Annotated in this window: 21 protein-coding genes; 2 read left to right on the top strand and 19 right to left on the bottom strand. The window is 68.0% G+C overall.

Annotation, left to right across the window (positions count from 1 at the left end; all coding sequences use genetic code 11):
• Nucleotides 1-157: 157 nt before the first annotated feature.
• From tssF to ACE3P6_RS21360, 7 genes are all read right to left on the bottom strand, one after another.
• Nucleotides 158-2023: a type VI secretion system baseplate subunit TssF gene (gene tssF, locus ACE3P6_RS21390; RefSeq protein WP_374398485.1), complete on the bottom strand. Its 1866-nt coding sequence runs from the start codon at nucleotides 2021-2023 to the stop codon at nucleotides 158-160.
• Nucleotides 2023-2733 (bottom strand): type VI secretion system baseplate subunit TssE, encoded by a 711-nt coding sequence (gene tssE / locus ACE3P6_RS21385; RefSeq protein ID WP_374376949.1) that lies wholly within the window; start codon nucleotides 2731-2733, stop codon nucleotides 2023-2025. Before tssE ends, tssF begins: the two co-directional genes overlap by 1 nt.
• A 38-nt stretch (nucleotides 2734-2771) precedes the next feature.
• A complete protein-coding gene (locus ACE3P6_RS21380) occupies nucleotides 2772-3254 on the bottom strand; it encodes an Hcp family type VI secretion system effector (protein ID WP_374398484.1) in 483 nt (160 codons plus the stop codon).
• Between the two features lie 44 nt (nucleotides 3255-3298).
• On the bottom strand, nucleotides 3299-4807 hold the full coding sequence (tssC, locus tag ACE3P6_RS21375) for a type VI secretion system contractile sheath large subunit (protein ID WP_374372902.1): 1509 nt from the start codon (nucleotides 4805-4807) through the stop codon (nucleotides 3299-3301).
• Between the two features lie 3 nt (nucleotides 4808-4810).
• Nucleotides 4811-5335 carry a type VI secretion system contractile sheath small subunit gene (gene tssB, locus ACE3P6_RS21370; protein WP_374372904.1) on the bottom strand — a complete coding sequence of 175 codons (525 nt, stop codon included), beginning with the start codon at nucleotides 5333-5335 and terminating at the stop codon, nucleotides 4811-4813.
• Between the two features lie 30 nt (nucleotides 5336-5365).
• Complete coding sequence (locus tag ACE3P6_RS21365) at nucleotides 5366-6508, bottom strand: ImpA family type VI secretion system protein (RefSeq protein WP_374398482.1); 1143 nt, start codon at nucleotides 6506-6508, stop codon at nucleotides 5366-5368.
• 76 nt (nucleotides 6509-6584) lie between these two features.
• Entirely contained in the window at nucleotides 6585-8693 is a 2109-nt protein-coding gene (locus ACE3P6_RS21360; protein ID WP_374398480.1) for a serine/threonine-protein kinase, read from the bottom strand.
• Between the two features lie 161 nt (nucleotides 8694-8854).
• Between ACE3P6_RS21360 and tssH the strand changes: the two genes are divergently transcribed.
• Nucleotides 8855-11563 carry a type VI secretion system ATPase TssH gene (gene tssH, locus ACE3P6_RS21355; protein WP_374398479.1) on the top strand — a complete coding sequence of 903 codons (2709 nt, stop codon included), beginning with the start codon at nucleotides 8855-8857 and terminating at the stop codon, nucleotides 11561-11563.
• Between the two features lie 11 nt (nucleotides 11564-11574).
• Nucleotides 11575-11979 carry a hypothetical protein gene (locus tag ACE3P6_RS21350; RefSeq protein WP_374398477.1) on the top strand — a complete coding sequence of 135 codons (405 nt, stop codon included), beginning with the start codon at nucleotides 11575-11577 and terminating at the stop codon, nucleotides 11977-11979.
• A gap of 103 nt (nucleotides 11980-12082) precedes the next feature.
• On the opposite strand, the gene ACE3P6_RS21345 is transcribed toward ACE3P6_RS21350, so the two are convergent.
• The 12 genes from ACE3P6_RS21345 to ACE3P6_RS21290 all read right to left on the bottom strand — a co-directional run bounded on the left by ACE3P6_RS21345 (nucleotide 12083) and on the right by ACE3P6_RS21290 (nucleotide 24581).
• Nucleotides 12083-12826, bottom strand: a complete 744-nt coding sequence (locus ACE3P6_RS21345) for a hypothetical protein (protein WP_374398476.1) — start codon at nucleotides 12824-12826, stop codon at nucleotides 12083-12085.
• Between the two features lie 2 nt (nucleotides 12827-12828).
• Nucleotides 12829-13614 (bottom strand): hypothetical protein, encoded by a 786-nt coding sequence (locus tag ACE3P6_RS21340; RefSeq protein ID WP_374398474.1) that lies wholly within the window; start codon nucleotides 13612-13614, stop codon nucleotides 12829-12831.
• A gap of 2 nt (nucleotides 13615-13616) precedes the next feature.
• Nucleotides 13617-14627, bottom strand: a complete 1011-nt coding sequence (locus ACE3P6_RS21335; RefSeq protein ID WP_374372920.1) for a DUF4150 domain-containing protein — start codon at nucleotides 14625-14627, stop codon at nucleotides 13617-13619.
• Nucleotides 14624-15715 carry a 3-oxoacyl-ACP synthase gene (locus ACE3P6_RS21330; protein ID WP_374398472.1) on the bottom strand — a complete coding sequence of 364 codons (1092 nt, stop codon included), beginning with the start codon at nucleotides 15713-15715 and terminating at the stop codon, nucleotides 14624-14626. Before ACE3P6_RS21330 ends, ACE3P6_RS21335 begins: the two co-directional genes overlap by 4 nt.
• A complete protein-coding gene (locus tag ACE3P6_RS21325) occupies nucleotides 15708-16760 on the bottom strand; it encodes a DUF2169 domain-containing protein (RefSeq protein ID WP_374398470.1) in 1053 nt (350 codons plus the stop codon). The genes ACE3P6_RS21330 and ACE3P6_RS21325 overlap by 8 nt, the downstream gene beginning before the upstream one ends.
• 25 nt (nucleotides 16761-16785) lie before the next feature.
• Nucleotides 16786-18036 (bottom strand): hypothetical protein, encoded by a 1251-nt coding sequence (locus tag ACE3P6_RS21320; RefSeq protein WP_374398468.1) that lies wholly within the window; start codon nucleotides 18034-18036, stop codon nucleotides 16786-16788.
• Between the two features lie 118 nt (nucleotides 18037-18154).
• The gene (locus ACE3P6_RS21315; protein ID WP_374398466.1) at nucleotides 18155-19882 is read right to left on the bottom strand and encodes a B12-binding domain-containing protein; all 1728 of its coding nucleotides are present in this window, start codon (nucleotides 19880-19882) and stop codon (nucleotides 18155-18157) included.
• Entirely contained in the window at nucleotides 19879-20637 is a 759-nt protein-coding gene (locus ACE3P6_RS21310) for a pyrroline-5-carboxylate reductase (protein WP_374398464.1), read from the bottom strand. Before ACE3P6_RS21310 ends, ACE3P6_RS21315 begins: the two co-directional genes overlap by 4 nt.
• 108 nt (nucleotides 20638-20745) lie before the next feature.
• A complete protein-coding gene (locus tag ACE3P6_RS21305) occupies nucleotides 20746-21858 on the bottom strand; it encodes an NnrS family protein (protein ID WP_374398462.1) in 1113 nt (370 codons plus the stop codon).
• A 1-nt stretch (nucleotide 21859) separates the two neighbouring features.
• Entirely contained in the window at nucleotides 21860-22522 is a 663-nt protein-coding gene (ric, locus tag ACE3P6_RS21300) for an iron-sulfur cluster repair di-iron protein (RefSeq protein WP_374398460.1), read from the bottom strand.
• Nucleotides 22519-23100 carry a UbiX family flavin prenyltransferase gene (locus ACE3P6_RS21295; RefSeq protein WP_374398458.1) on the bottom strand — a complete coding sequence of 194 codons (582 nt, stop codon included), beginning with the start codon at nucleotides 23098-23100 and terminating at the stop codon, nucleotides 22519-22521. Before ACE3P6_RS21295 ends, ric begins: the two co-directional genes overlap by 4 nt.
• Complete coding sequence (locus tag ACE3P6_RS21290) at nucleotides 23097-24581, bottom strand: UbiD family decarboxylase (RefSeq protein ID WP_374398487.1); 1485 nt, start codon at nucleotides 24579-24581, stop codon at nucleotides 23097-23099. The genes ACE3P6_RS21295 and ACE3P6_RS21290 overlap by 4 nt, the downstream gene beginning before the upstream one ends.
• Between the last annotated feature and the right edge of the window lie 7 nt (nucleotides 24582-24588).

Here is a 24588-nt window from a genome sequence, read left to right as displayed (position 1 = left end):
GCGACGTCGCGGGTGCCAAAGGTCAGCCGCGCGCGCTGGCCGAGGCGCGCCGGTTCGCGCGACGGCCCCCCGGCCCGGCCGAACCGCGTGCCCCCCTGTTCCAGCCTGCGCAGCAGCTCGAAAAAGCCCATGCTTTCGGGGGTCGCGAGATCCCCGCTCAGATCAGGGCGCGGTTGCCCGGCGTCATCGGCCACGACACGTCCTCCTGTCTTTGCATGAGATGGGTTTTCGTGCGCACGAACGAGTTGATCGCGGCGTGGCGGGCGAAAAGCTGGTTCAGCAGCGCGCAAAGAAGAAGCGTCGAGCCCCCGGCCATCGTGGTCTCGTCCACGTCCAGCGTGATCTCGACCCCGTGGCCGAAGCAGATCGGGCCGGGGATGCCCAGACGTTCCACCACCTGCCGCGACCGGACGCGGGTGACGGATCGCGCGTGCCGGGCCAGCGCCGGATCGCCCCGCCCGGCGTAAAGGTCCAGCATGGCGCGCAAAGGCTCGGCGTCCTGCCCCGGTTCGGCCAGCGACAGGTGGTTCAGCGACAGTTGCGCCACCAGCCGCCAGGCCAGGTCGTCAAGCTGGCTCTCCCCGCCCGAGACGATGTTCGGCAGGGCGGACGCGACCGAGGCGCGGGGGCGGCGGAAGGGGGCGATCAGCTCGATCCGACCGACGGGGTCGCCGGTTTCCAGGCTGAGCTTGGGGCTGTCGTCCAGGATCGGCAGGTCGCGGTTGGTGCAAAGCGCGCGGATGTCCAGCCGACGGACCGCCTTGGTCACGGTCACGTCGGCGGGCCGGGCGATCGACAGGAACAGGTCATCGCCCGCATAGCTGGTCCGGGTCTGGCCGCGCCGGATTTCATCCTCGCCGGGGCGGCGCGGGCGGCGTTCGGTGGTGTAGACCAGGCCCGACCCGCGGTGCTGGCCGACTGAATAGAGCGGTTCGACCGTGGCATCGGGACCGTCCGAATCGGCATCCTCCACCCGTTGCAGGCGATAGATCTCGAAATCGCGCGGGCGGGTGCGGTCGGCATGGACGACATGGGCGGCGGACCGGCCGTCGATCTCGATGACGTTGCATTCCTTCTCGAACAGGTTGACCAGCGGCGTGACGAAGAGGCGAAAGTCCTTGGCCGAAATATCGGAAATCTCCGGGCGGGCGGCGTCGAGGTAGACCACGACCTCGCAAGGCCCGGAGGTGCAGGCGCGCAGCGTGGGGTTCAGCCCATCGAGGCGCAGGTAGTGGAAGCGGTCGGGCATCAGGAAATATTCCCGCAACAAGCGGTAGCCCTCGAAGGACGGGCGGACGCGGGGCAGCAACCCTTCGCCGTCGATCACGCCGACGAGCGCGGGGCCGGTCAGCGGCTGGGCCATGCCCTTCGGCGCGCGGGCGATGGCGGCAGAGCCGTGCCCGTGGAGCGCGTCGAAGATTGCCCCCCCGCGCGAGCCGCCGACGAACCACAGGTCCAGCCGGTCGAGGGAAAGTTCCGCCAGCGACCCCGGCCCGACGCGGGTCAGCGTGAAGCGGACCGCCGCCTCGGCATCCGCCCGATCCAGCCCGGCGGCGTTCATCGCGCCCTTGTCCTGCAGGTAGTCGACCTTCTCCACCGCCACCGGCCAGAGAGTCAGGTCCTGCGCCGTGGCATAGGTCGCGCGGGTGGCGATCCCTTCGCGGTAGGCGGCGACGCAGCGGGTGCCGCGCCGGACGACATGGCCGTCGAGCATGGTCTGCACCTGCGGGCCGGGATGCAGGACCGCCATCGTCATCGCGGGCGCGGGGCAGACGAGGTCGGGATACAGCTCGTCCAGCAGGTTCCGCACATAGCGGCTGCTTTCGGCATCGACCTTCAGCCGGGTCCGGGCGGCCAGGTAGGCCACGCCTTCCAGCAGGCGTTCGACGTAAGGATCGGGGCAGGGCACCGCATCCAGCGACAGGTTGCGCGCGACCGTCGGGTGCAGGGCGGAAAACTCGGTCGCAAGCTCGCGCACATGGGCAAGTTCCTCTTCGTAATAGGCGAGGAAATTGCGGTCCATCACGCCTCCTCCACCGCCGTGGTGGCGCGCCCGTTGTCGAGGTCGATCATGGTGGACAGCCGCAGCCGCTCCGGCACGGGCGACAGCATCAGCATCGCATCCACCTCGATCCGCATCCCCGTGCGGTCGCCTTGCGCCACCTTGACCCGGATCGTGTCGCGCTTCAGCCGGGGCTCGAAGACGGCGATCACCTCGCGCAGCTCTTTCGCCAGCGCGGCAAGGTCGAAGTCCGAAACAGCGCGACCGGAAAAGGACGGAACGCCATAGTTCAGGACCGAGCGGCGGACATGGGGAAAGTCGGCGATGATGTCCTGTGGCGTCTCGAACCCCTTCTGCTCCAGATCGGTCAGTTGCAGACCGGATTCGAAGCGCTCGACATTGAACAGTGCCTCGATGTCGCGGCGCACGGCTTCGCGCAGCACGGCGGCGTTCACGACGATGCCGCGTTCTTCCAGGAAGGCGCGGCGCGCCATCCGGGTCAGGAACAGATGCAGGTCGCGCCGGGTGTCGGGGTCGAAATCCTCGTCGGCCTCCACGCTGCGCGGCCCGCCCGCCAGCACGGCCTCGACCTTCCCGGCGCCGATCCGTGCCGCAAGGTCGGCGCGCTGGCGGTCGGTCTCGGACACGATGCCGGGCAGGTCGTCGACGAGGCGGTCCCACAGGCTGGGCTGGACCGCCTCGGTCCGGGATTGAAGGATCGGATCAGCCACCTGTCCTGCCTTCCTGCAATCGCCGCCCGCGCCCGCGTTCAGGCACCGGCAACAAGGTCATATTCGAATTCGTGCTCGCCGCCCGCCGAGTGGTCGCTCGCCTGCTCGATGTAGAGCACCTTCATCTTGTTGAAGACGATCGAGATCGATTCCATCGGCGGGGTCTCCACCTCGCTTGCGCCCGAGAAGTTGTAGCTTTCGATCATGCAGTCGCTGAGCGTGACCGTCAGGTAGTCAAGGTGCGTCTCGCCGGAATCCTTGCGCAGGGTGACGACGATCTCGGGGAAGGCAGTCGCGATCAGCACCGCCTGGGCAAGATAGGGCGACGACTTGTCATAGTATTTCGACACCATCAGCGAAGTCACGTTCGCCATGCCGGTGCTGCGGCCCACGCCGGGCGTGTTGACCATCGGGCGTGTCGCCCCCCAGGACAGCGACGCGATGGAAATTTCGCCTTCGTGGTCCTTGCGGCCACTTTCACCAGGGATTTCTTCGATCTTCATATAGCCGGAAACAGCCATAGCCTTACCCTTTCATCTGCGAATTGGTTGAAACATCAAGAAGTTCACTTGCTCTTCACGGAAGGAAGCTCGGACACCAGGCGCAAGCTCGCGTTGATGCCCTCAAGTTGGTAATGCGGGCGCAGGTAGAAGCGCGCGTTGTAATATCCGGGGCGCCCTTCGACGGAATCGACCTGCACCTCGGCTTTGGCCAGCGGGCGTTTCGCCTTGGCCTTGTCATCCGCCATCGCCGTGTTCGACAGCACATAGCGGTTGATCCATTCCGACAGCCAGACCTGCATGTCGGCCCGTTCCTTGAACGTCCCCACCTTGTCGCGCGCCATCGCCTTCAGGTAGTGCGCGAACCGGCTGACCGGGAAGAGATAGGGCAGGTTCGCCGACAGCCGCTCGTTGGCCTGGGCGTCGGGGTCGACCAGCCGGCCGGCACGCGCCTCGTCGTCCTGCAGGGAATGCGCGCCGATGAAGGCTGCGATGTCGGTGTTCTTGCGGTGCAGGATCGGCATGAAGCCCAGCTTCGCCAGCTCCGCCTCGCGCCGGTCGTCGATGGCGATCTCGGTCGGGCATTTCATCGCGATCGACCCATCGTCGGTCGGAAAGCTGTGCACCGGCAGGTTGATGACCGAGCCCCCCGATTCCACGCCGCGGATCTGGCTGCCCCAGCCATACAGCTTGTGGCTGCGGTTGATGTTCACGCCCATCGCGAAGGCGGCGTTCATCCAGACGTAGTGGTCGTGCTTGCCGTCAAGCTCTTCCTCGAAGGCGAAGCCTTTCACCGGGATCGTCGCCGCGCCGTAGGGCAGGCGGGCCAGGACGCGCGGCATCGCCAGGCCGATATAGCGCGCGTCCTCGGATTCCCGCAGCGACTGCCAGCTGGCATAGTCGGGCGAGGAGACGATCTGCTGCAGATCCTGCGGGTTCGGCAGTTCCTGCCAGCTTTGCATGCGGAACAACTGCGGAGCGGCGGCTGCGATGAACGGCGCATGCGCACTGGCGCAGATGCCCGACATGCTGCGCAGAAGGCCCACGTCGCGCGGGTGGTGGCTGAATTCATAGGCCCCGATGATCGCGCCGAAGGGCTCGCCGCCGAACATCGAGTATTCGTCGGTGTAGAGCCGCTTGAACATGGGAGACTGGTCCCACATCTGGCCTTCGAAGTCCTCCAGCTGGTCGGCCAACTGGGTCTTGGTGATGTTCATCACCCGGATCTTCAGTTTCTGGTCGGTCTCGGTGTTGTTGACCAGGTAGTGCAGCCCGCGCCAGGTGCCCTCGATCTCGCGCACTTCGGGGGCGTGCATGATCTCGTTCATCTGGGTGGTGAGCAGGCTGTCGATGCCTGCGATCAGGTTCTTGATCGACTTCACCGCATTGCCGGAAATCGTCGCCGTGCCCGACCGTTCGGTGGCCGCCAGCGCAAGGTTCTGCACCAGCTTCTGCAGCTTCTGGCTTTCGTCGTCCTTGACGCGGAAATCCTTTTCCAGAAGGTCGCTGAATTCCCCCAGGTCGATGGCCTGGGCTTCGGCGGCGGCGGTGCCTTGCTTTTCCTGTTCGGCCATCGCTCAGCCCTCCTTCTTCGTGGCTTCGTCGGCGACCTGCATCAGCAGGGGTTCATTCTGCAGCAGCTGGGCGATCCGCTTCTCGGCGTTCACCTTGCCGTCCATGTAGCCCAGCAGCTCCTCCAGCTGGCGGCGCATCTTCAGCAGTTCGGCCAGCGCGGGGACCTGTTCGGCCACCTTGTCGGGGGTAAAGTCCGACATGTGCTTGAACGACAGGTCGACGAACATCTCCTCGTCGGCAGCGCCGTCCTTTGCGGGCAGGCGGTTCGGCACCCGGGCCTTCACCCGGGGCGCCAGCGCCTCCATGAACTTGCCGAAACGGCCCGCGTCCACATCGACGAAGCTGCGTTCGTTGACCGGCTTCGTCGCCTCTTTCGTTTCGGATTTGCCCGCAAGATCGGCCATGACGCCCATGACGAAGGGAAGTTCGATGGTGGTCGGGCTGCCGTAGTGTTCGACGTCATAGGCGATCTGCACCCGCGGGGCGCGGTTGCGTTCGATCACCTTTGCCTTGCTTTCACTTGCCATGTCTCAGACCTCTCCTGACTGTCGTGCGGCCTATTGCGGGGCCGATTTCTTGTCGTCCACACCGGCGACGTTCTTGAATTCCTTCATTCCGCTCGGGGCGATCTCTTCCATCAGTTGCAGAAAATTCATCGGCACCATCTTCCGCATCCGCCGCGCAAGGTGGGGGATCGGGCTGGAGGGCTCGGTGCGTTCGTAAAAGTCGATGATCATGTCCAGGCAGCGTTCCACGTCCCGGCGCGAATTGACCGCGCCGGGGATGCCTCCGGCGGCTGCCGGCGACGGATGCGCGCCGTTCAGCGCGGGCGCGGGGGTTGAGGGTTCGGCCATTGCGATCACCTCGGATGCGGCAGCGCCGGGGGTTGCTTGCGACTGGGCGGCGGTCAGCGGGGCCAAGGCACGGGCCAGGGCCTTGTCCAGTTCCTTGAATTTCACGCCGACGCCATTTTCGCCCACGCGCGCGGTCAGCGCCGATTCCAGCCCGGCAAGGGCGCTCCGGGTCGCCTCGATCACTCCGATCAGCGCGGCCAGGTCCTCGGGTCGCTCGATGGCCTCGGCGCGACAGGCGGCGGTCACGCGGCTTGCCCGGGTCTCGTGGCGGGACAAGAGCTCGGCCACCTCCTTGTCGCCCAGGCCCGAGGGCAGTTCCGCCTGTGCCTGGTTGCGGGTCAGCCCCCCGGCGCACAGGTCGCCGACCGTGACCGGACCAATGCCGCGCGGCGACAGGACAGTGGTGAACTCCAGGTCGCACAGAAGTCCGTTGTCTGCATTCTCAAGCTGGAACAGCGCATTGATCCGCCGCGTCGCGGCCTCGCGTGGGGAAGCCGCTTCGCGCAGAACCGGATGCACGGTGTCCCAGTGCTGATCGACCGTCGACGCCAGAAGACCAAGCCCCTGCCGCATCCCGTCGAATCCCTCGGCATTGGCCAGCGCGCGGGCGACGATCACCAGAAGCCGGATGTCGCGGCCCGCCGCGGCAAGATCGACCGACTGCGACAGGATTTCCGGCCAGTCGATCGCCACGCCGCCGGTTCCGCCCGTCCTGACGTTTTCCAGCCGAAAGCTGCGCGCGGCAGGCTCCAACAGCCGCTCGACGGCGTGGAAACGCGGGTCGTTGCGCAGTTCCGATCCCGAGGCACCGTCCGCCATCGGAACCATGAACGGTTCAAGGTCCATCTCGGTCCAAAGCCTTCAGTCAAAACACACGAAAAACGAATTCTATCCCGCAAGTCTTGCACCACCTGACCTAAAGTCAAGGTCTTGCATCGATGACCCGCGAGGCGATTGACACGATGTTCCCCGGCTCTTTCGCGATGATGCCCGCAAGCTCGTCCGCCAGCCCGCCGACCGACAGGGTCGCCGGCAGTCGCGTCCCGAACAGCGAGGTCTTCGACAGGATCGCGATGATCTCGGACTTGCCGAAATTCGTCGGATCGACGGTGATCGAATACAGGCCCTTGCCGGTCTTGATGTCATCGAGGCTGGAAAGGACGCGAACCCGCCGGATGCCGTCGACCACGGTGCCAAGGCCCTGAATGTCGTGTTCGGGCTGCCTCTCGTTCGGCAGCAAGCTGAAAACCTGGTTGGTGTTGTCGACCACCAGCACCCAAAGCGACAGGCCTGTCAGGTCGCCGGGCACATGCAACTCGACCACCGGATTGTCGCCCGCGTGGAAGATGCCGGACAGGTTGACCTCGCCGGTCGCGCCGTCGCCGAACCAGATCAGCGCATCGCCCGCGCCGACCGGAGGCAGCACCTTGCGCACGGTGCAGAGGTCGGGATTGAGAATCGTCACATCCAGCCGGACCGAGCGGTCGCCGATCATTGCGTCCAGCGCGGCCTGCAGCGCATCGCGGGCCTCGACCGAGTCCATCGCGCCGGTGACGACGATGGTTTCACCAAGCTCGTAGACCTGCAAGGCGCCCTTGTCCGGCGTCAGCGGTCCGCACCGGGCGAAGGGGGCAAGGGCATCCAGCACCGCCTGGCCCTGCAGGGCGCGCGGGCCGACTTTCATCCCGATGTCGAGCTTCATCCCCGTCCGCTTCGCCCAGTCCTGCAGCGCTGCGCGCTTCTGGTCGAATTGATCGCGGGTGGTCGCGATCCCGTCGAAGACAACGGAGCCGTCCGTCACCACTATCGACCATTCGGTCAGGCCCTGCATCAGGCCCAGCAAATCGGCAAGGTTCCCGACCCACTGCGCATTCGGCACGCCCTGCGCCATGCTCAGGGCATCCTTGGGCGCTGTCGCCCCGGTGGCGGCGGTGAAAGCCAGACCCAGGCGCTGCGCCGCCTCGGCATCCGGCGCGTTGCCCGTAAGCTGAGCGCCATCCGGGCCGAAGCTGGCCGCAAGCTTGTAGGGAGAGGCGACCGGAATGGGGTGGAGCCAGCTTTCCACCAGCCCGGTGTACCAGGCACCGCCCCCGACCAACCCCAGCACGAGGACCAGAAGCAGGGCCAGCGTCCTGCCCCTGCCACTCCTGCGCTCCTGCCCGCCCGTCGGAGGCGCGGCCCGCCCGCCGCGCGCCGAAACCGGCTTCAGCGTCTGGTTCAACCTGGCAACCACTGCCTCGGCACTCGGCGCACGGTCGGCCAAGGCAGGGGCGGCCAGCCAGTCGACCAGCCCCTTCAGCGGCTCCGGCACGCCTTCGGTATCCAGCCGGTTCTGCTTGCGTCGGACGATTTCCCCCGGCGTGGAGCCCCCGAACGGCACCTGCCCCCGGAAGGCCGCCAGCAAGGTCGCCCCCAGGGCATAGAGGTCCGACCGTTTCTCCGCCCGCCCTTCCAGCTGCTCCGGCGCCGCATATTCGTATTTCCCGGCAAACTCGTTCCCGACGATGGTCTTCGCCCCGGTCGAGGTGTCCTTGGCGATGCCGAAGTCGATGATCGTCGCCTTCTCCGCCGCCCCGTCGCGCAAGACCACGTTGTCGGGCGACAGGTCGCGGTGGACGATCCCCCTGGCATGGGCTGCGACCAACCCCTCGGCCACCCGGTGCGCGATGATCATCAACTCGCGCGGGTCCATCCGGCGGCGCTGCATCACATCGCTCATCGACGGCCCGTCGATGAAATCCATCACCAGGAAGACATGGCCTGCCTCCGTGCGCGAACATTCGGTGTAGCGCACGACCGCATCGTTCAGCACGTCGCGCATCTGTTCTTCGCGGCGCATCAGCTGGATGTAATCGTCATTGCCGGAAAACTGCGCGTTCAGGGCCTTGATCGCCACCACCCGCCCGGAAATCTGGTTGCGCGCCCGGTAGACCTCTCCCGTGCCGCCACGTCCCAGAACCCCCTCGATCTCGTAGGTGTGGTTCAGCACCTGGCCCTGGCGGAAGATGTCACCGGGAAGCGGACCGATCATTCCGTCACCCCACAGCCGACCGGGGTCCGGATTCCATCACCGGGCGTGTCAGCAAAATAGTCGCCATGCGAAAATTTCCGGACTAGAGTGACCTTGCGGAAAGCCTGCGTCTTTCCGGCATGATGAGCAAGCATATTCAAAATCGGCAAGGGGGAAGGATTATGGCCCCACGCGGTGGCACCGAAACGATCAAGCGCAAAGAGCTGGTCGGGAAGCTGAACCCTGTCTGCCTGAAGGCGTTCTCCGCCGCAGCGCAGACGGCCAAGACGCGCGGCAATCCTTACGTCGAGCTGGTCCATTTCATCGAGGCGCTGTCCCAGTCCGCAAGGTCCGATTTCGAAATCCTCTGCGCGTCCGCCGGGGTCGACATCTCGCGCCTGGCCGCCGACATCACCCGCGCGGTAGATGCGCTTCCCCACGGCGCGGGCTCGGTCGAGGAATTCTCCGACCACATCTTCCGCGCCATCCAGGAGGGCTGGACGTTTGGCAGCCTGGAGTTCGGCGACGATACCGTGCGCTCGGCCTACATTCTGCTCGGCGCGCTCAAAATCCCGGTGCTGGAGGGGCTGCTGTTCAAGATCAGCCTGGAATTTGACAAGATCGACCCGGCCTCGATGGCCGGGCAGCTGGGCGACCTGCTGGTCGAGTCCATCGAGGGTGCCAAGCCCGAAGGCGAGGCCCCGAAGACGAAGCAGGCCCCCGGCGGCAAGTCGGCGCTGGACCAGTATGCGACCAACCTCACCGAACGGGCGCGGGCGGGCAAGATCGACCCGGTGATTGGCCGCGACCCGGAAATCCGCCAGATCATCGACATCCTGATGCGCCGCCGCCAGAACAACCCGATCCTCACCGGCGAGGCCGGGGTCGGCAAGACCGCCGTGGTCGAGGGCTTCGCCCTGCGGCTGGCGCGCGGCGACGTGCCGCCGCAGCTGAAGGCGGTCGACCTGCACATGCTGGACGTGGGCCTGATGCAGGCCGGGGCTTCGGTGAAGGGCGAATTCGAGAAGCGGCTGAAACAGGTGATCGACGAGGTGCAGTCGTCGGAAAAGCCGATCATCCTCTTCATCGACGAGGCCCATACCCTGATCGGCGCCGGGGGCGCTGCGGGCACCGGCGATGCCGCCAATCTGCTGAAACCGGCGCTTGCGCGCGGCGAACTCCGCACCGTCGCCGCGACCACCTGGTCGGAATACAAGGAGCATATCGAGAAAGACCCCGCCCTGACCCGCCGCTTCCAGGTGGTGAAGGTCGAGGAGCCCGCCGAGGACGCGGCTGTGAGAATGCTGCGCGGCGTGGCCGGGGTGCTGGAGAAGCACCACAAGGTCGAAATCCTGGACGAGGCCATTGAGGCCGCGGTGACGCTCTCGCACCGCTACATCCCCTCGCGCCAGCTGCCGGACAAGGCGATCAGTCTTCTGGACACCGCCTGCGCCCGCGTCGCCGTCTCGCAGCACGCCACCCCGGCCGAGGTGGAGGACATCGAGCGCCGCCTGTCCGCGCTGGAGGTGGAACAGGGAATCATCTCCCGCGAAGAGGCCATCGGGATCGAGGTCCGCGAGCGCAAGGCCGAGGTGGAGACGGCGCTTGCCAAGGCGACCACCGAACTCGACGCCGCCAAGGCGAGGTGGGAGGCCGAGAAAGCTCTGGTCGACGAAGTCCTCTCCCTCCGCGCCACCCTGCGGGGCGCGGGTCAGCCGGTGGACGAAACCGGGGTGACGGGGGAAACTCCGCCCGAGGCCAGCGAGGACACCGCCGAGCCCGAGGCCCTGACCCCCGAAGCCCGTGCCGAAATGCTGACGACCCTCCGCGCGAAGATGGCCGCCCTCGCCGAGGCCCAGGGCGAACGGCCCCTGATCCTTCCCGCCGTCGACCGCCTGGCTGTCGGGGCCATCGTCCAGGACTGGACCGGCATCCCGATGGGCCGGATGCTCGCCAGCCAGACTGAACGTGCCCTGCAACTGGCCGGGACGCTCTCGGAACGGGTGGTCGGGCAGGATCACGCGATGGGGATGATCGCGAACCGCATCCAGACCTCCTACGCGGGCCTCGGCGCGCCGGAGAAACCCATCGGCGTCTTCATGCTCTGCGGCCCCTCCGGCGTCGGCAAGACCGAGACCGCGCTGGCCCTGGCCGAAACCCTGTATGGCGGCGAGCAGAACCTGATCTCGATCAACATGTCCGAGTTCCAGGAGGCGCACACCGTCTCCACCCTGAAAGGCGCGCCGCCCGGCTATGTCGGCTACGGCAAGGGCGGCATCCTGACCGAAGCCGTCCGCCGCCGCCCCTATTCGGTGATCCTGCTGGATGAGGTGGAAAAGGCCCACCCGGACGTGCACGAGATTTTCTTCCAGGTCTTCGACAAGGGAATGATGGACGACAGCGAGGGCCGCCGGATCGACTTCAAGCACACGCTGATCCTGCTGACCTCCAACGTCGGATCGGAAGAGATCATGGCTATGACCGAGGACGGCAAGACGGAGGCAGACCTCGATGACCTGACCGCCTCCCTCCGCGCGCCGCTTCTCAAGGTCTTCCCCGCCGCGCTTCTGGGCCGGGTGGTGACGATCCCCTACTACCCGCTCTCCGACCAGATGATCGAGGCCATCGCCGGCCACAAGCTGCGCGGCATCGCCCGGCGGCTGGAGGCGGGGCACGGCGCGGAACTGGTGATCGGCGAAGGCGTGATGGACACGATCAAGGCCCGCTGCACGGAAATCGAAAGCGGGGGACGGATGATCGACGCGATCCTGACCAACACGCTCCTGCCGGAACTCAGCCGCCAGGTCCTGAACCGGAAACTGGAGGGGGCCGACCTGACGCGGGTCACGGTGACGGGCTCGGACGCCGGGTTCGGCTATGAATTCGAATAGGGAGAGTGGCGATGCATGACGGAACTTTCCTCGGCCTGCAGGGCGTCCACCGGGCCGAGATCATCGCCCTCACCCCCGACGGTCGCGCGGAGGTGCGGGTTCCCTCTCTTGGTGAGACGAGCCTGATTGCCCAGTCGCTGGTGCCCGTTCCGGCGGCTTCGGTCGGGAGGCTGGCGGCGGTCACGATGATGGGGGACGAGCCGCTGATCCTGGGGCTGGTCCAGCCTCCCGCGCCCGAGGTCGAGGCGGACGGGGAGAGGCTGGTCATCGAGGCCCGCCGCGAGGTGACGCTGCGCTGCGGGAGGGCGTCGATCACGATGACGGCGGATGGGCGGGTGACGATCCGGGGGACCCAGGTCCTGAGCCGGTCGGATGGGCCGAACCGGGTGCAGGGGGCAAGCGTGCAGCTGAACTGAGGGCGGGTGTCCACAGTGGACAGATTTTGAAACATATTTAAAATCAGTAGGTTGATATTTTTCAGTAATGATTTCTTAAGATCTGACCGCAGCCCGAAACCGCTCAATGCGGAACCGGAAACCCATGCGCGTGGTCGTGGTCGTCATCCTCGTCCGGGTCGTCGATGCCGAATTCCCAGGGCCCAAGGATGAAGGGGTTGCCCATGCGGCGTTCCCACTGGATCAGTCGGTCCAGAAGCTCGGGCGCATGCTGCCGGTCATAGGGCATTCCCGGCACCAGCACCTCGAACGCGACCGGGCCGCCACGGGGAAAGGCCGGGGCGAACAGATCGGGCACCCGACCGCCTTCGACCTGCCAGCCGTGCCAGCGTTCCAGTCGCGCCAGTGCCTGCTGGAACCAGGTCTCATAAGCGGCATCGCCATCCAGCACATGCTGCGCCAGATTGTGCATCCAGGTGGCGCGGTCGGCGATTACCGGGTTTTCGCCGATCCGCTCCAGCACGTCATAAAGGATCGACATCGCCATGATCATCGGCCCGCGCACCGGCCCGGCATAGTCCTCGTCCTCGGGTGCATAGCGCTGACAGCGCCAGTCGGGAGCCATGTCGGCCCACATCGCCTGAACGAAGTCGCGCGCTGGCCGGTCCGCATCCAGCGGGGCCATCCGCGCCAGAATCCATTGCGCCGACCCGATGGCGAGGGCAAGACAGGCGTTGGGGGTGATTTCCAGCAGGCGGTCGTGCAGCGGGGCGGGGAGGAAGTAGAAATAGGGCCAGAGGTCGTGCTCGTCCCAGGCAAAGCCCGGATAGCCCGCCGCGTCGAAATGGCCTGGCGGAACGATCTGCATCGTCAGCGGTCCCGACCATAGGGCCTGCCCGCGAAGCCTTCGGCCAGAAGCGTGGCGGGTGGCACAAGAAGCTGGTTTTGCTGCGGGTCGATCTCGGCCAGTTCGGCGGTGGCCCGTGCCACAAGATCCAGTCCCGAAAGGCCAAGGCGCGGGTCGAGCACTTCCAGCGGCAGCGGCGTGCCGTGGGTTTCGGCGGTGGCCGCCGCCCAGCTTTCGCGGTCGGGGTAGTCATAGATGTAGGGGGAATGATCCACCAGCGACGGTGCGATGACGTTCAGCCGCTCGATCATCGCACGCAACCAGCCGTCCACGGTTTCCGCGTTCGACGTGCCGCAGAGATGCCGGGTCAGGTGGATCATATGGGCGATGTCCATGATCGGCCGTTCCGATAGGAACCCGCCTGGCGCCCGCTCCAGCAACTCGAAGAAGAAGAAGGCGATGGAGCGGCGGACAGCGCGGGTCTTGTCGGTGGTGTCCTCGACATCGTCGATGGTGATGCCGAAGGTCTTGGGATAGCGCCCGTCGAACTGGTAGGCGAAGATCTGTTCCATCAGGAGAAGGTTCAGCTTCTGGTCGAAGACCGAGGCGGTCCGCTGATGGCAGAGCCCGACGCAGCCGAGGTAGATCATGTACAGCGCGCAGTTGGTCTTTTTCAGCAGCGCCTCAAACAGCGGTGTGACCTGGCCCACCGGACCGATATGCGCGGTGGCCCCGTTCCAGGGCAGGGCCGAGAAATCCGCCGGGCTCATCGGCGTGATCTTGGGCAGGAACCGGATGGCGGAGAACATGGCTACACTCCCTCTTCCGATTGCTTGCAGCCGTCGCGCGTCGTGCCGTCAGCATTGCAGAGCCTGATCTTCATGCATTTGCACGCGGACTGGATCACCTTCTTGCAATGCGCGCAGGCCTCGGTGCTGGGCGGGCCGGTCGACCCATCCTGAAGCCGCGGGTGCCAGTCGATCGCCATCGTCAGCTTGCCCCATTTGGACACCGGCGCGATTTCCTTGAAGATGCAGGGCTCGCTGTGGCCGTAGAAACCGCCGTCCGAGTGATTGTGCGGTGGCTCACCCTCGCAGATCGGTTGCGGAATCCTGTTGGCCTGGCGCTGTTTCTTGGTCGACTTCTTCGCTTCGGCGAAATAGCCGCCGCTTTTTCGGCGCAAGAGCTTGCTGGAGGTTCCCGCGACGACACTGGAAGGGCCGGAGGCGGGCTTGAACAGTGCATGGGACACGGTTCCCGATTCGTCGAAATCCTTCAGCTTGTCGCGCTGGTTCGGCGTGGCCTTGCGGCTTTTGCTGGCGGCCTTCACCTTTTCGCGGACATTGTCGTTCGCGGCCTTCAGCCCCTCACAGGGGCTGCGGGCGTCGATCATGTCGACGCTGGGTTTTTCGATGCTGATCGAGAAGCCGCTGCCGGGATTGGCATGGTTGGTCGAGGTGAGGTCGGTGAAGCGTTCCGCCCCGCCGCCTTCGAAGATCACGTCGAAGGAATAGGCCTCGAACTTCAGCGGGCCGGTAATGTTGTGGGTGACGACGCTGGCGCCGAAGCTGCGGGTGGCGGGTTCGTCACCGGTGATCTTGGAATATTTCGAGGCGTTCTTCTTTCCTGCCTCCTTGCCGAGGACGAAGACGCTGGTGCAGCCGTCGGTGGTATCCGAGGCATTGCCGAAATTCGGGTAGGGGATCGGCACCGGCCCTGCAGGGGGCGGCGGCGGCGAGAGGCAGACGTCGGGCATGGCGGCCAGTGTCTTGTTCGCGGCGGCCTTGCCGGAAACGCCCAGACCATTGGCGAAGACGCTCATGACAGCCCCCGCATCTCGGCCGTCAGGGCCACGCGGCGGCCGTCGTCCTCGCCCGCGAAGCACAGGGCGCGGTTCTGCGGCAGCAACCCGGCGCGGCCCATCTCGAAAGCCCAGGCCAGTTGCGCGGGCATCAGGGCGGCGCCGATCTCGCCGGCGTATTCGATCAGGTTCCAGTGTTCCAGATAGCCGCGCGGGCGGCGGGAATGGCCTTCGGGCGGGACGCGGTCAAGGCGCATCTGGGCCATCATCTGTTCCTTGAACTTGAAATGCTCGCCGTTCAGGTCACCGATCAATGCCGGGAAATCATAGAACGGAATCCCCGTCACCGCCAGCGCGGCGCGGATCGCCTGGGTCAGGCCCTCGCCCGTCACCGCCTGTTCGCGCGCGCCGCCGTCGCGGCTGGGCTCGATGCCGGTGCCCATGCCGGTGATCGCCAGTTCCGGCCCCTGCGAGGTGCCGGTGCGGGCGACGAGGATGGCGGAGGCGGCCTCGCCCAGGGTGAAGCCCGACGTGTTGGCGCCGCAGAGGAGGCGGCCCCTCGCGATGTAGTGCTCGACGATGACCTGGCGCAGCAGGCTTTCGACGCCGACAAGGATCTGCACGGGGTAGCGGGCGGATTGCCGTGCGGCGGTGGCGAGGAGATGCGGCAGGCCCGACCGTCCGCCGCCGATCACGCCCGAGCCGGGGGGCAGCGGGCGGCCCAGCTTGCGGGCGAGGCCGTCGAGCATGCGGGTTTCCAGGTCGCCGGGGCGGCCGGGGCGATCCGGTGGCGCGACGGTCACCAGGATGGGGATGTCGCCTGCCGGGCGGCGCAGGGGGTCCGGCAGGGTGGCGACCTGGGCCAGGCATTCCTCGATGGGGGGCGTGGCGAGATCGGGGAGGAAGGTGGGTCCCTCCCACCACTGATGCGCGGCGACGCGGAAGCAGTTGAGGTTGGCGCCAACGGTCGGGTCCCAGAGGTTGCCGGTTTCCGATCCGATGATCTGGCCGCGGATGCCGGCGATGGTCGAGGGGCCGTCGGGGCCGAGCGCGGACCAGATGCCGTAGCCGATGACCGAAAGGCCGGGGGCGATGCCTTTCTCAGACATGGGCACCCCCCGGCCAGTGGGTTGCGCCGTCGAGCGGGCGTTCGACGACGATGGCGCGGGCGAATTCGAAGAGGTCGCGCTCGGCGGTGATGCGGGTGCGCCAGGTCAGGCACATGCGGGCCATGTCGGGCAGGAAGAGCACGGTGTCGAGGTTGGCGATGCGCTGGGTGATGCGGCCGGACTTGCGTTCGAAGGTGACGACGATCTGGGTGCGGGGGATCTGGCCGGAGAGGCGGCCTTCGGGCGAGAGGTTGACGAGTTCCACGGGCTCGCCGCCGGTGGGGTAGGGGATCTGCTGGTCGGGGGCCGAGGCCTGGAAGTAGCGGTCGTCGAAGTCCATCGGCAAAAGGGGCACGCGGTTGTCGAGCCAGGCGTCGTCATAGGTGCCCGCGTACTGGCGGCGGGGCAGCCAGGTGCGGCCGAGGGGGCCGAAGGCCATCGGGGGGAAGCCGCCGTCGGGAGAGGTGGCGTCCTGGCCGAATTCCGAGGTCTGGGCCAGGGGCTTGCCCTCGCGGTTCACGGAATTGGGGTAGTAGCCAAGGCCTGCGGGGTTCTGCCCGTAGCTTTTCGCCAGTGCCGGGTTTTCCGCCTCGGGGTCGATGCCGCCATAGGCGTGGTCATAGCCGATGTCCTGCACCAGGAAGGGGCGTTTCTCGGAGGGCATGTGGCCCGCCGCGCCGCGCAGCCAGATGCGGCTGCCGTGGGCGGTGAACTTCTTGGCCCACTGGCCAAGGCGGATGCCGACGTCCACGCTGGTTGCGGGTTCGCCCCCGGGAGCATGGGCGCGGGCCTGGGCCAGCACGTCGCAGCGCGGGCGGAAATGGGCGAAGTCGGTTTCCAAGACCGGGGCGTCCCAGGCGGGGTCGGGGCCGAAGACATCGGCCTCGATCAGGGGCAGTTGCTCGGTCGCGACAAGGCTGGGTTCGCCGCGCCGGGGCGACAGGGTGAAGGTGGCGCGGACCACCAGCACGATCACCTCGTGCCCCTGCTTGTCCAGCGCGAGGGTGAAATTGCTGGCGAAAGGCGTGGTGTTCTCCAGCCTCATGCCCGCCCCCAATATCGCGCCGGGCCTACCATCGGCGGGTAAAGCCCCTGGGCTGGGGCACCACCGCGCCGCGCCAGTTCGGCAGGGCTGCATCGGGGGTGCGGGTGGCAAGTTCCAGCGCCACGGCGCGCTGGTCAAGCTGGTAGGTCGCCGTCGCCTCGATGGGGGGCTGGATCGTCCAGGCGGCGACGCCCAGCAGAGAGCGCGTCCCGGCGACGAAGCGGGCGCGGTTCGGGGCCAGCCAGCGGGAAAGCTTGTCCGGGTCGGGCCAGTAGAGCTTGGCCTCGATGAAGCTTTCCATCGGGCACGCGGCGACCACCGGATCGTCGGGGTCGTCGGGAAATTCGGCCAGTTCCAGCGATTCGGCGCTGAGCCGTGCGCCGGTGATCCGGCAGAAGGCAGCCCCCGCGATGCGCGACAGCACCGGCTCGGCCATCTGGCGCAGCAGCCAGTCGAGCGTATCCGCCGCGCCCAGAGCCCCGGTCGCGACGACGCCCCAGCGCTCGGTCAGCCGGTCGGACATCAGCCGCGCGATGGCGGCCCGGGCGGAGCGGTCGTCCAGCACCAGCGGCAGCAGTTCGGCCACCATCCGCGCCTGCGAAGCGGGGGTTACCGGGGTGACGTGCTGGGACAGGATCGCAGGCGCGCTGCGGCGGTCGCCCAACAGGGCAGCAGCCCAGGCGGCCCAGAAACGCAGGTCGGGGTCGCCGCCATCGGCCCGCCGGGCAAGGTCGGGCGCAAGGTCCACCCGACCGAGTTCCCCGGCCAGCCGCATGGCGCGGGCCGCGACGCGTGGATCGCGGTGGGCGAGCAGCGGGCCAAGATGGCCCTTCGGGTCGATCCGCCGCTGCGCACAAACCTCCAGCGCGATCCAGGCAGCCATCGGGTCGCGCCCGGCGATCCAGTCGCGCATCCGCGCCGCCATCAGCGCCGGAGCACACCAGGCCGCCGCCGCGCCAAGCGCCGCGACCTGATCCCAGAGCAGCACCTCGGGCGGGGCAAGGTCGGCGAGGGACAGGTCGGCACGCGCGTGCAACAGAAGGTGGAAGGCGCTGAAGACCTCGCCGTATTCCGCCGCGATGGCAAGCGTCTCCAGCGCCAGCTCCACCCCGGCCTCGCGCCCCATGACCAGTGCATCAAGGTTCCCGGCCAGGCGGGATTCCAGATCGAAGATCTCGACCAGGCGAAAGTTCGGCCCATCCAGACCCAACCGCAGCTGAGCCGCGACGAAAGCCGCATTCTCGGCGTGAAGCCGCAAAATGCGGCGGTTGGGCAATGGCGCGTTGCAATTCATCAGGAAATGACCCCGCAAGGTCGTGATGCCCCAGCTTAGCCCAAGCCGGGACAATTCCAAGCACAGGTTTCCCGACCTGTCCGGGGAATCTCGGGGCCTTTCAGCCTGCGCTGCGCGTCAGCGACTGCAAGGCCGGGGCCAGGTCGGCTGCGGTTCGGCAGACCAGCGCGCCCGCCTGTGCCAGATCCGCGCCCACGTCGACCGGCAGGCTGGAGTTCGAGCCTTCGGGGATCTGGTTCAGCCGCCCGCCGATCAGGACCGGAACCTCGATGCCCGCAGCGCCCAGGGCGTGGAAATAGCGCAGCGCGATGCCGTTGTAGGTGCTGATCGCCACGGCATCGGGGCGATCGCGGCGCACCCGTTCGGCGAGGACGGCGGGATCGGTGGACACGCCGCCATCCAGCACAGTGACGCCCAGACGGCGGAGGACTTCCTCGACCAGCATCTTGCCGTGCTCATGCACGTCGCTGGTCGCCACCATCACCCGCAAGCCGCGCAGGGCCGGGCTTTCGGGGTGGCCCTTCAGCGCGTGGTCGGCCATCTCGGCCAGTTCCGACAGGATGGTGGCCGGGGCAATCGGCAGCCTGCCCCCCGGCGCCTCGGGATCGGGTCTTCCGGCACCGTAATGCGATTCCAGCCGCCGCGCGCCCATCCGGCGCAGGGCAAGGAGAAGCTGGAACGGGCAGGCGGTGTCAACGCCAAGCCGTGCCAGCCCCGCAAGTGCGGCCCCGGCAAAAGCCTGCCCTCCGGCGACGATCCGGGCCGCCATCGCATCGACCGGGGCGGGGTCGATCAGCGCAAGCCAGCCCGGCGCAAGTTCTGCCATCCGCCCGGCGAAAAGCTGGGCCTCGACCACTTCCTCGATCTCGGGGATGCGCTCGTTCTCGGTCACCGGGACGGCGTTGATCGCATGGCCGGTGGGCTGGCCGATCTGCCCCGCCGCGTCGACCAGAAGATAGTTGGAGAGGCTGGCGAAATTCGCCGCCGGACGGCCGCGATAGGCGGTGGTGTTGCCGTAGATCATCGTCCCTGGCGCGGCGCCCACCTGCGCCAGCGCGCGCTGGAAGGCCAGCCGCGAGAGGGGGTCCGAGAAGTGGTGGCCGTAGCAATGGCCGACCGGCGGGCCGATCAGTCCGGTGACGATGTGGCGTTCCAGCAGCACCATGCCAAGGCAGGAGGCAAGGTCGGTGAACTGCGCGGCAAAGCCGTCGTCCAGGTTCGACTGCACCAGGATCGGCACCGGCTGCGCCGCGATCAGCCCCAGGGCGCGGACGGTCTGGGCGGTGGCCTCGATGTCGTCGTCATGGCCGGGGATGCGGAAGGTGAAATACTGCCCGAGATTGCCGATCGCGGTGCTGCCGGCGGCAAGGGCGGCTTGGGTGTTTTCCACCGCCGCCGGGAAGCCCAGCACGAAATCGCCGAAATGCGCGGCGACGGGGGCGGCTTCGGTCAGGCGGGTGAAATCCTCGATGCCGGGCAGGATCATGCCGGTCCCGCGCTCGGCTTTGGCGCGGCGGGCGCGGGGCAGGGCCATCGACCAGTCGAGACAGAGGCCGTAGCGGTCGACTGTCACACCTTGGGCGGCACAGCTTTCCCAGATTTCGGCATAGGCGCGGCGGCTTTTCCCGGGGTCGCGGAAGCCGATCTGGGCGTGCTGCATGACGCGGGACTTCGCCATCTGCGCCAGCTTGAAGCCGTATTCGCTGGCCGCGCCGACATGGCGCAGGAAGGCCGAGGGGCCGAGCGTCCAGGTGCGGGCCAGCGCGCGGCCTTCGGCCAGAAGCTCGGCGCCCGAGGGCAGGTCGGGTTCGGGGAGAAGCGGGGTCATCCGGCGCGGCCCCGCACGCGGGCCAGCACCCGGTCCAGCGCGGCGGTGAGGGCGGCGGTCCCGCCCCCGGCGGCGAAGTCGCGGAAGATCTGTTCGTTCAGTCCGCCGGGGGTGGAATGGCCGTCGCGCAGGGTGGCGAAGGTGTCGGGACTGTCCACCGCGACCTTGCCGAGGTTGGCGAAGAGCGCGGCGAGGTAGGCCCGCGCGGCGGTATCGCCCAGTCCCTGCGCCTCAAGCCAGCCCTGCGCGGTTTCGAGAATGCCGAAATAGCTGCCCATCAGCGCCGATCCCACGGCGAAAAGGTCGAACTCGGCGATGTCGCGGCAGGGGAGCGCGGTGCCGAGGCGGTCGAACAGGGCGGCGGTATCGGCGTCGGGCGGGAAGATCGGCGTCACCGAGGCGCGGTCGGCGACGAAGGGCAGGGGGATGGCGCGGATGACCGGCAGGTCAAGCCCGATCCAGTCGCGCAAGCTGGCGATCGGGGTGGCGGCGATCAGGCTGACCACCTTCTGCCCTGACCGGAAGCGCAAGGAGCGGATCACCGCCTCGGCCACCTGCGGGCGGACGGCAAGCACCACCATCTCGCAGCCGTCGACCACCGCCTGATTGTCGGCGGCGACCCTCAGCCCCGGAAAGCGCCGCGCCAGACCGGCGGCGACCTCTGCCCCGCGCGGCGAAAGGAGGATGTCCTCACCGCCCAGCCCCGCGACCATTGCGGCGGTCATGGTTCCGGTGCCGATGAAGCCAAGGGGCATGTCTGTCTCCGAACCATTGGACGCTTCGGTCAGTCTGGCCGCCAGCGCCCGTCCCGTCCCGCCGGGAAAGACCTCTGCCGGTCGTTTTCGGTGGATCGGTCGCCCGGATCAGGGCTTGCGCCGGGCGCTGAAGACCGGGTGCGGCACCGGACGGAGGCTGGCCCGCGCGCATTGCCCGGCCATGATGCCCCAGGCGCAGAGCCAGGGCAGCACGACCGCCGGGCCGGCTTCGGACAGGGCCAGCCGCGAGAGCGTGGCCAGCTGCAGGATCGCGAAGGCGGCGATGGTCGCCCGCCCCGCGACCAGTCGTCCCGGCGCGCGACCCATCCAGGCGCGGGCCATCACCGCCAGCACCATGCTGCCCATCAGCCCCATCGTCAGCGCATGGGTCAGCGTGGCGACCGGCAGCGCCGCCGCTCCCGTCAGCCCGAGGCCCAGCATCGCCAGCCCCAGCGGCAACCAGAGCCAGGCCAGAACCAGAAGCGCGAGGTCGCCATGCCCCCGCAGCGCCGGGGCCAGCGCCCAATCCTTCATCCGCAGGCCCTGACCCAGCGCAGCGGCCAGCGTCACGCCGCCGACCAGAGATTCCGTCACCCCCGACAGATGCAGAACCAGCGCCAGACCCAAGGCCCCATCCGCCAGCCTTGCGCCCAAAGGCAGTGCGCCACGACCGGAGCGGTCGCCGGTCCGCGCCAGCAGGAAGGCCGGGACGATCCGGCCGCCGACCAGCGCGACGAGCAGCGCCATGCCCAGCACCGCCGTCAGACTGTCGGACGCGAGCCGGAGCCGCAGCCCGATCAGCAGCAGGAGAAGCGGCGCGAGCGCGATGGGCAGGCGCCTCCAGACCCGCGCCCGCAGGACCGGCACGACCAGTCCCAACGCCAGCCCCAGGGGATAGAGCGCCTGCCCGACCAGCGCCAAACCGTCCGGCTGGCAGGCGCCGCCAGTCGCCCGTCCGATGACCCAGGCCAGCACCAGCGCCATCGTCCCGCGGGGCGAGATGCCCTCGCCCTCTCCCCCGGCGAGCTTCAGCCAGTGCGGCAGGGCGGACAGAAGGTATCCCCCCATCGCCGCCCCGGCGAAGCCCAGCACCAGTTCCTGCCGGTGCCAGGCGACCGGGTCGCAGGTGAGGCCCGGTAAGAGCCAGACCAAGGGCACCAGCGCCGCCCAGACCGATGCCAGCAGGAACAACGGCAGGTGCGGCGCGCGCCAGAGGCCCACCTCAGGCGGCGGTCTCGAAGCGCGGGAAGAGCACCGTGTTCTCCAGATGGATATGCGCCACCACATCGCCGGTGAACTTCTCCAGCCCCGTATAGAGCGCGGTCCAGGACCGGCAGGCCCCGACCGGCAGGGCCAGGCCATGCGTCGCATGCTCGATCCCGCGCAGAAGGTCCGTCGTGGTATCATGCTCGTGCCGCATCGCGCCGATCGGGTGGCGGATCATCGGATGCCCGCCCTGCCGCATCATCGGGAACAGCACCTGTTCCTCTTTCGCCATGTGGCTTTCCAGATCATCCCGCAGCGCGACCAGCACTTCGGTCAGGCCCAGCGGAGCCTCTTCATGGTCGCCGTGGACCATCTCCACCTTCTCGGCCAGCGGGATCAGCCAGTCGAGTTCGGTGCGGTGGGTGGCGTGGTAGCGGGTCAGGATATGGTCGATCAGCGGCAGCGTCTCCTCCGGCGCGGTGCGGGCGGCGCCGTCCTCCAGCGCACGGAGGGCGTCGAGCAGCGGCGCGACGTCCAGCCCTTGCCCTGCCGCCGCCTCGGCAAGCGACAGTTTCCCGCCGCAGCAGAAGCTGATCCCGTTCTGGCGGAACACTTCCGCAGCTCCGGGCAGGGTTGAGGCGATGTCGCCGACATTGGACTGGGGGGAAAGCTCGGTCATGGGGCAGGTCCTTCGGTTGGGTCCCAGGCGCGGGCCCGGGGGGTTGCGATGTGAAGAAGGTCGACCGCGCGGGCGGCGATCTGGGCGGTGATCTCTGCGGTGGTTTCGGGGCGCAGGTAGAAGGCAGGGACCGGGGGCAGCACGACGGCCCCCATCTCGGTCACGGCGGTCATGTTGCGCAGATGCGCCAGGGTCAGCGGGGCCTCGCGGGCGAGGAGGACCAGCGGGCGGCGTTCCTTCAGCTGGACCGAGGCCGCGCGGGTGAGAAGGGTGTCGTCCAGCCCATGTGCGATGGCGGCAAGGCTGCGCATCGAACAGGGGGCGACGATCATGCCCTGCGCCGGGAAGGAGCCAGAGGCGATGGCGGCACCCAGGTCGACCACCGGGTGCAGGCGGTCGGCGAGGTTGACCAGCTCGCCCCGCGCGGCGGGGCCGATCTCCAGCGCCAGCGTGCGTTCCGCCATGGCGGACAGGACCAGTTCCACCACGGCGCCTGCCGCCCGCAAGGCCCGTGCGCAATCCAGCGCCAACGCCGCGCCGGAGGCCCCGGAAACACCCAGAACGACCCGTGCCGTCATGGGATCGCCCCGCGCAAGATTTCCACCGCGCGGGCCTCATGCGCCGGGTCCAGCGCCATGACGCGGCCCCACTCGCGCATGGTCTCCGCCCCCAGCTTGGTGGTCGCGTCGATCCCCAGCTTGCCCGCCAGCCCCTCGCGCGGGGAGGCGAAGTCGAGGTAGTCCATCGGCGTGCCGTCCAGCACCATCACGTCGCGCGCCGGGTCCATCCGCGTGGCCATCGCCCAGGCGATGTCGTCCCAATTGCGCGGGTCGATGTCGCGGTCGACGACGACGATGGTCTTGGTGTAGCTGAACTGCGCCAGCATCCCCCAGAGCGCCAGCATCACCCGCCGCGCCTGACCGGGATAGCGCTTGTCGATCTGCACCACGGCCATCCGGTAGGAACAGGCGGCGGGGGGCAGCCAGAGGTCGGTGACTTCCGGTATCTGGGCGCGGATCACCGGCAGGGCCAGCGTGTTGAACACCTCGCCGATGACCGAGGGTTCATCGGGCGGGCGGCCGGTGACGGTGGTCAGATACAGCGGATCGCGGCGATGGGTGATCGCGGTCAGGCGCATCACGGGGAAGGGTTCGACCGCGTTGTAATAGCCGGTATGGTCGCCGAACGGGCCTTCGGGGGCAGTCTCGCCGGGGTGGACCCAGCCTTCCAGCACGATCTCGGCAGTGGCGGGGACCAAGAGCGGCACGGTCTTGGCCGCCACCACTTCGGCCCGCGCGCCGCGCAGGACGCCGGAGAAGGCGAGTTCCGACACCGTCTCCGGCAAGGGCAGCGCGGCGGAAAGGAGCGTCGCCGGATCGGCGCCAAGCGCGATGGCGACCGGCATCGGCTGGCCCGCCCGCTGCCAGCTGCGGTGATGCGCCGCGCCGCCGCGATGGGCGAGCCAGCGCAGGATCAGCCGGTCGGGGCCAAGCACCTGCGCCCGGTAGACGCCAAGGTTGTAGCGCGACAGCTGCGCGGGGTCCGACCCCTGCGGGCGGGTGACGACGACCGGCCAGGTGATCAGCGGCCCGGCATCCTCGGGCCAGGGGGTCTGCACCGGCAGAAGCGAGAGGTCCAGCGGGGCCGTCACCTCCTGCGCCGGGGCCTTGCGGACAAGCTTCGGGCGGCTTTGCAGCGCGGCCTTCAGCACCGGCCAGCGCGACAAGGCGTCGCGCATCCCCTCGACCGGGGCCGGGCTGCGCAGGGCGGCGAGGAAATCGCCGAAGGCGGGAACCTCGTCCGGGGTCAGCCCCAGCCCGGCGGCGACCCGTTCCGGCGTGCCGAAGAGGTTGGCGATGACGGGCATCTTCGCCCGCTGACCCCCTGCAATCGCCGCGTCGAAGCGCAGAACCGGGCCTTTTTCCCGCAAGGCGGCCAGCTGCACCGCCGTCATTTCGTGCCTTGTGTCGACCGGCTGGCCGATCCGCGCCAGATCGCCCGCCGTCGCCAGATGGGCGAGGAAGGCGCGGAGGTCGGGGAAGACGGGCAGGCTGCGCATCGGGCTT

The organism is Tabrizicola sp., assembly GCF_041911175.1.
Lineage (GTDB): Bacteria > Pseudomonadota > Alphaproteobacteria > Rhodobacterales > Rhodobacteraceae > Tabrizicola.
The sequence above is the reverse complement of the archived record's forward strand: the minus strand, read 5'-3'. Positions and strand labels throughout refer to the sequence as shown.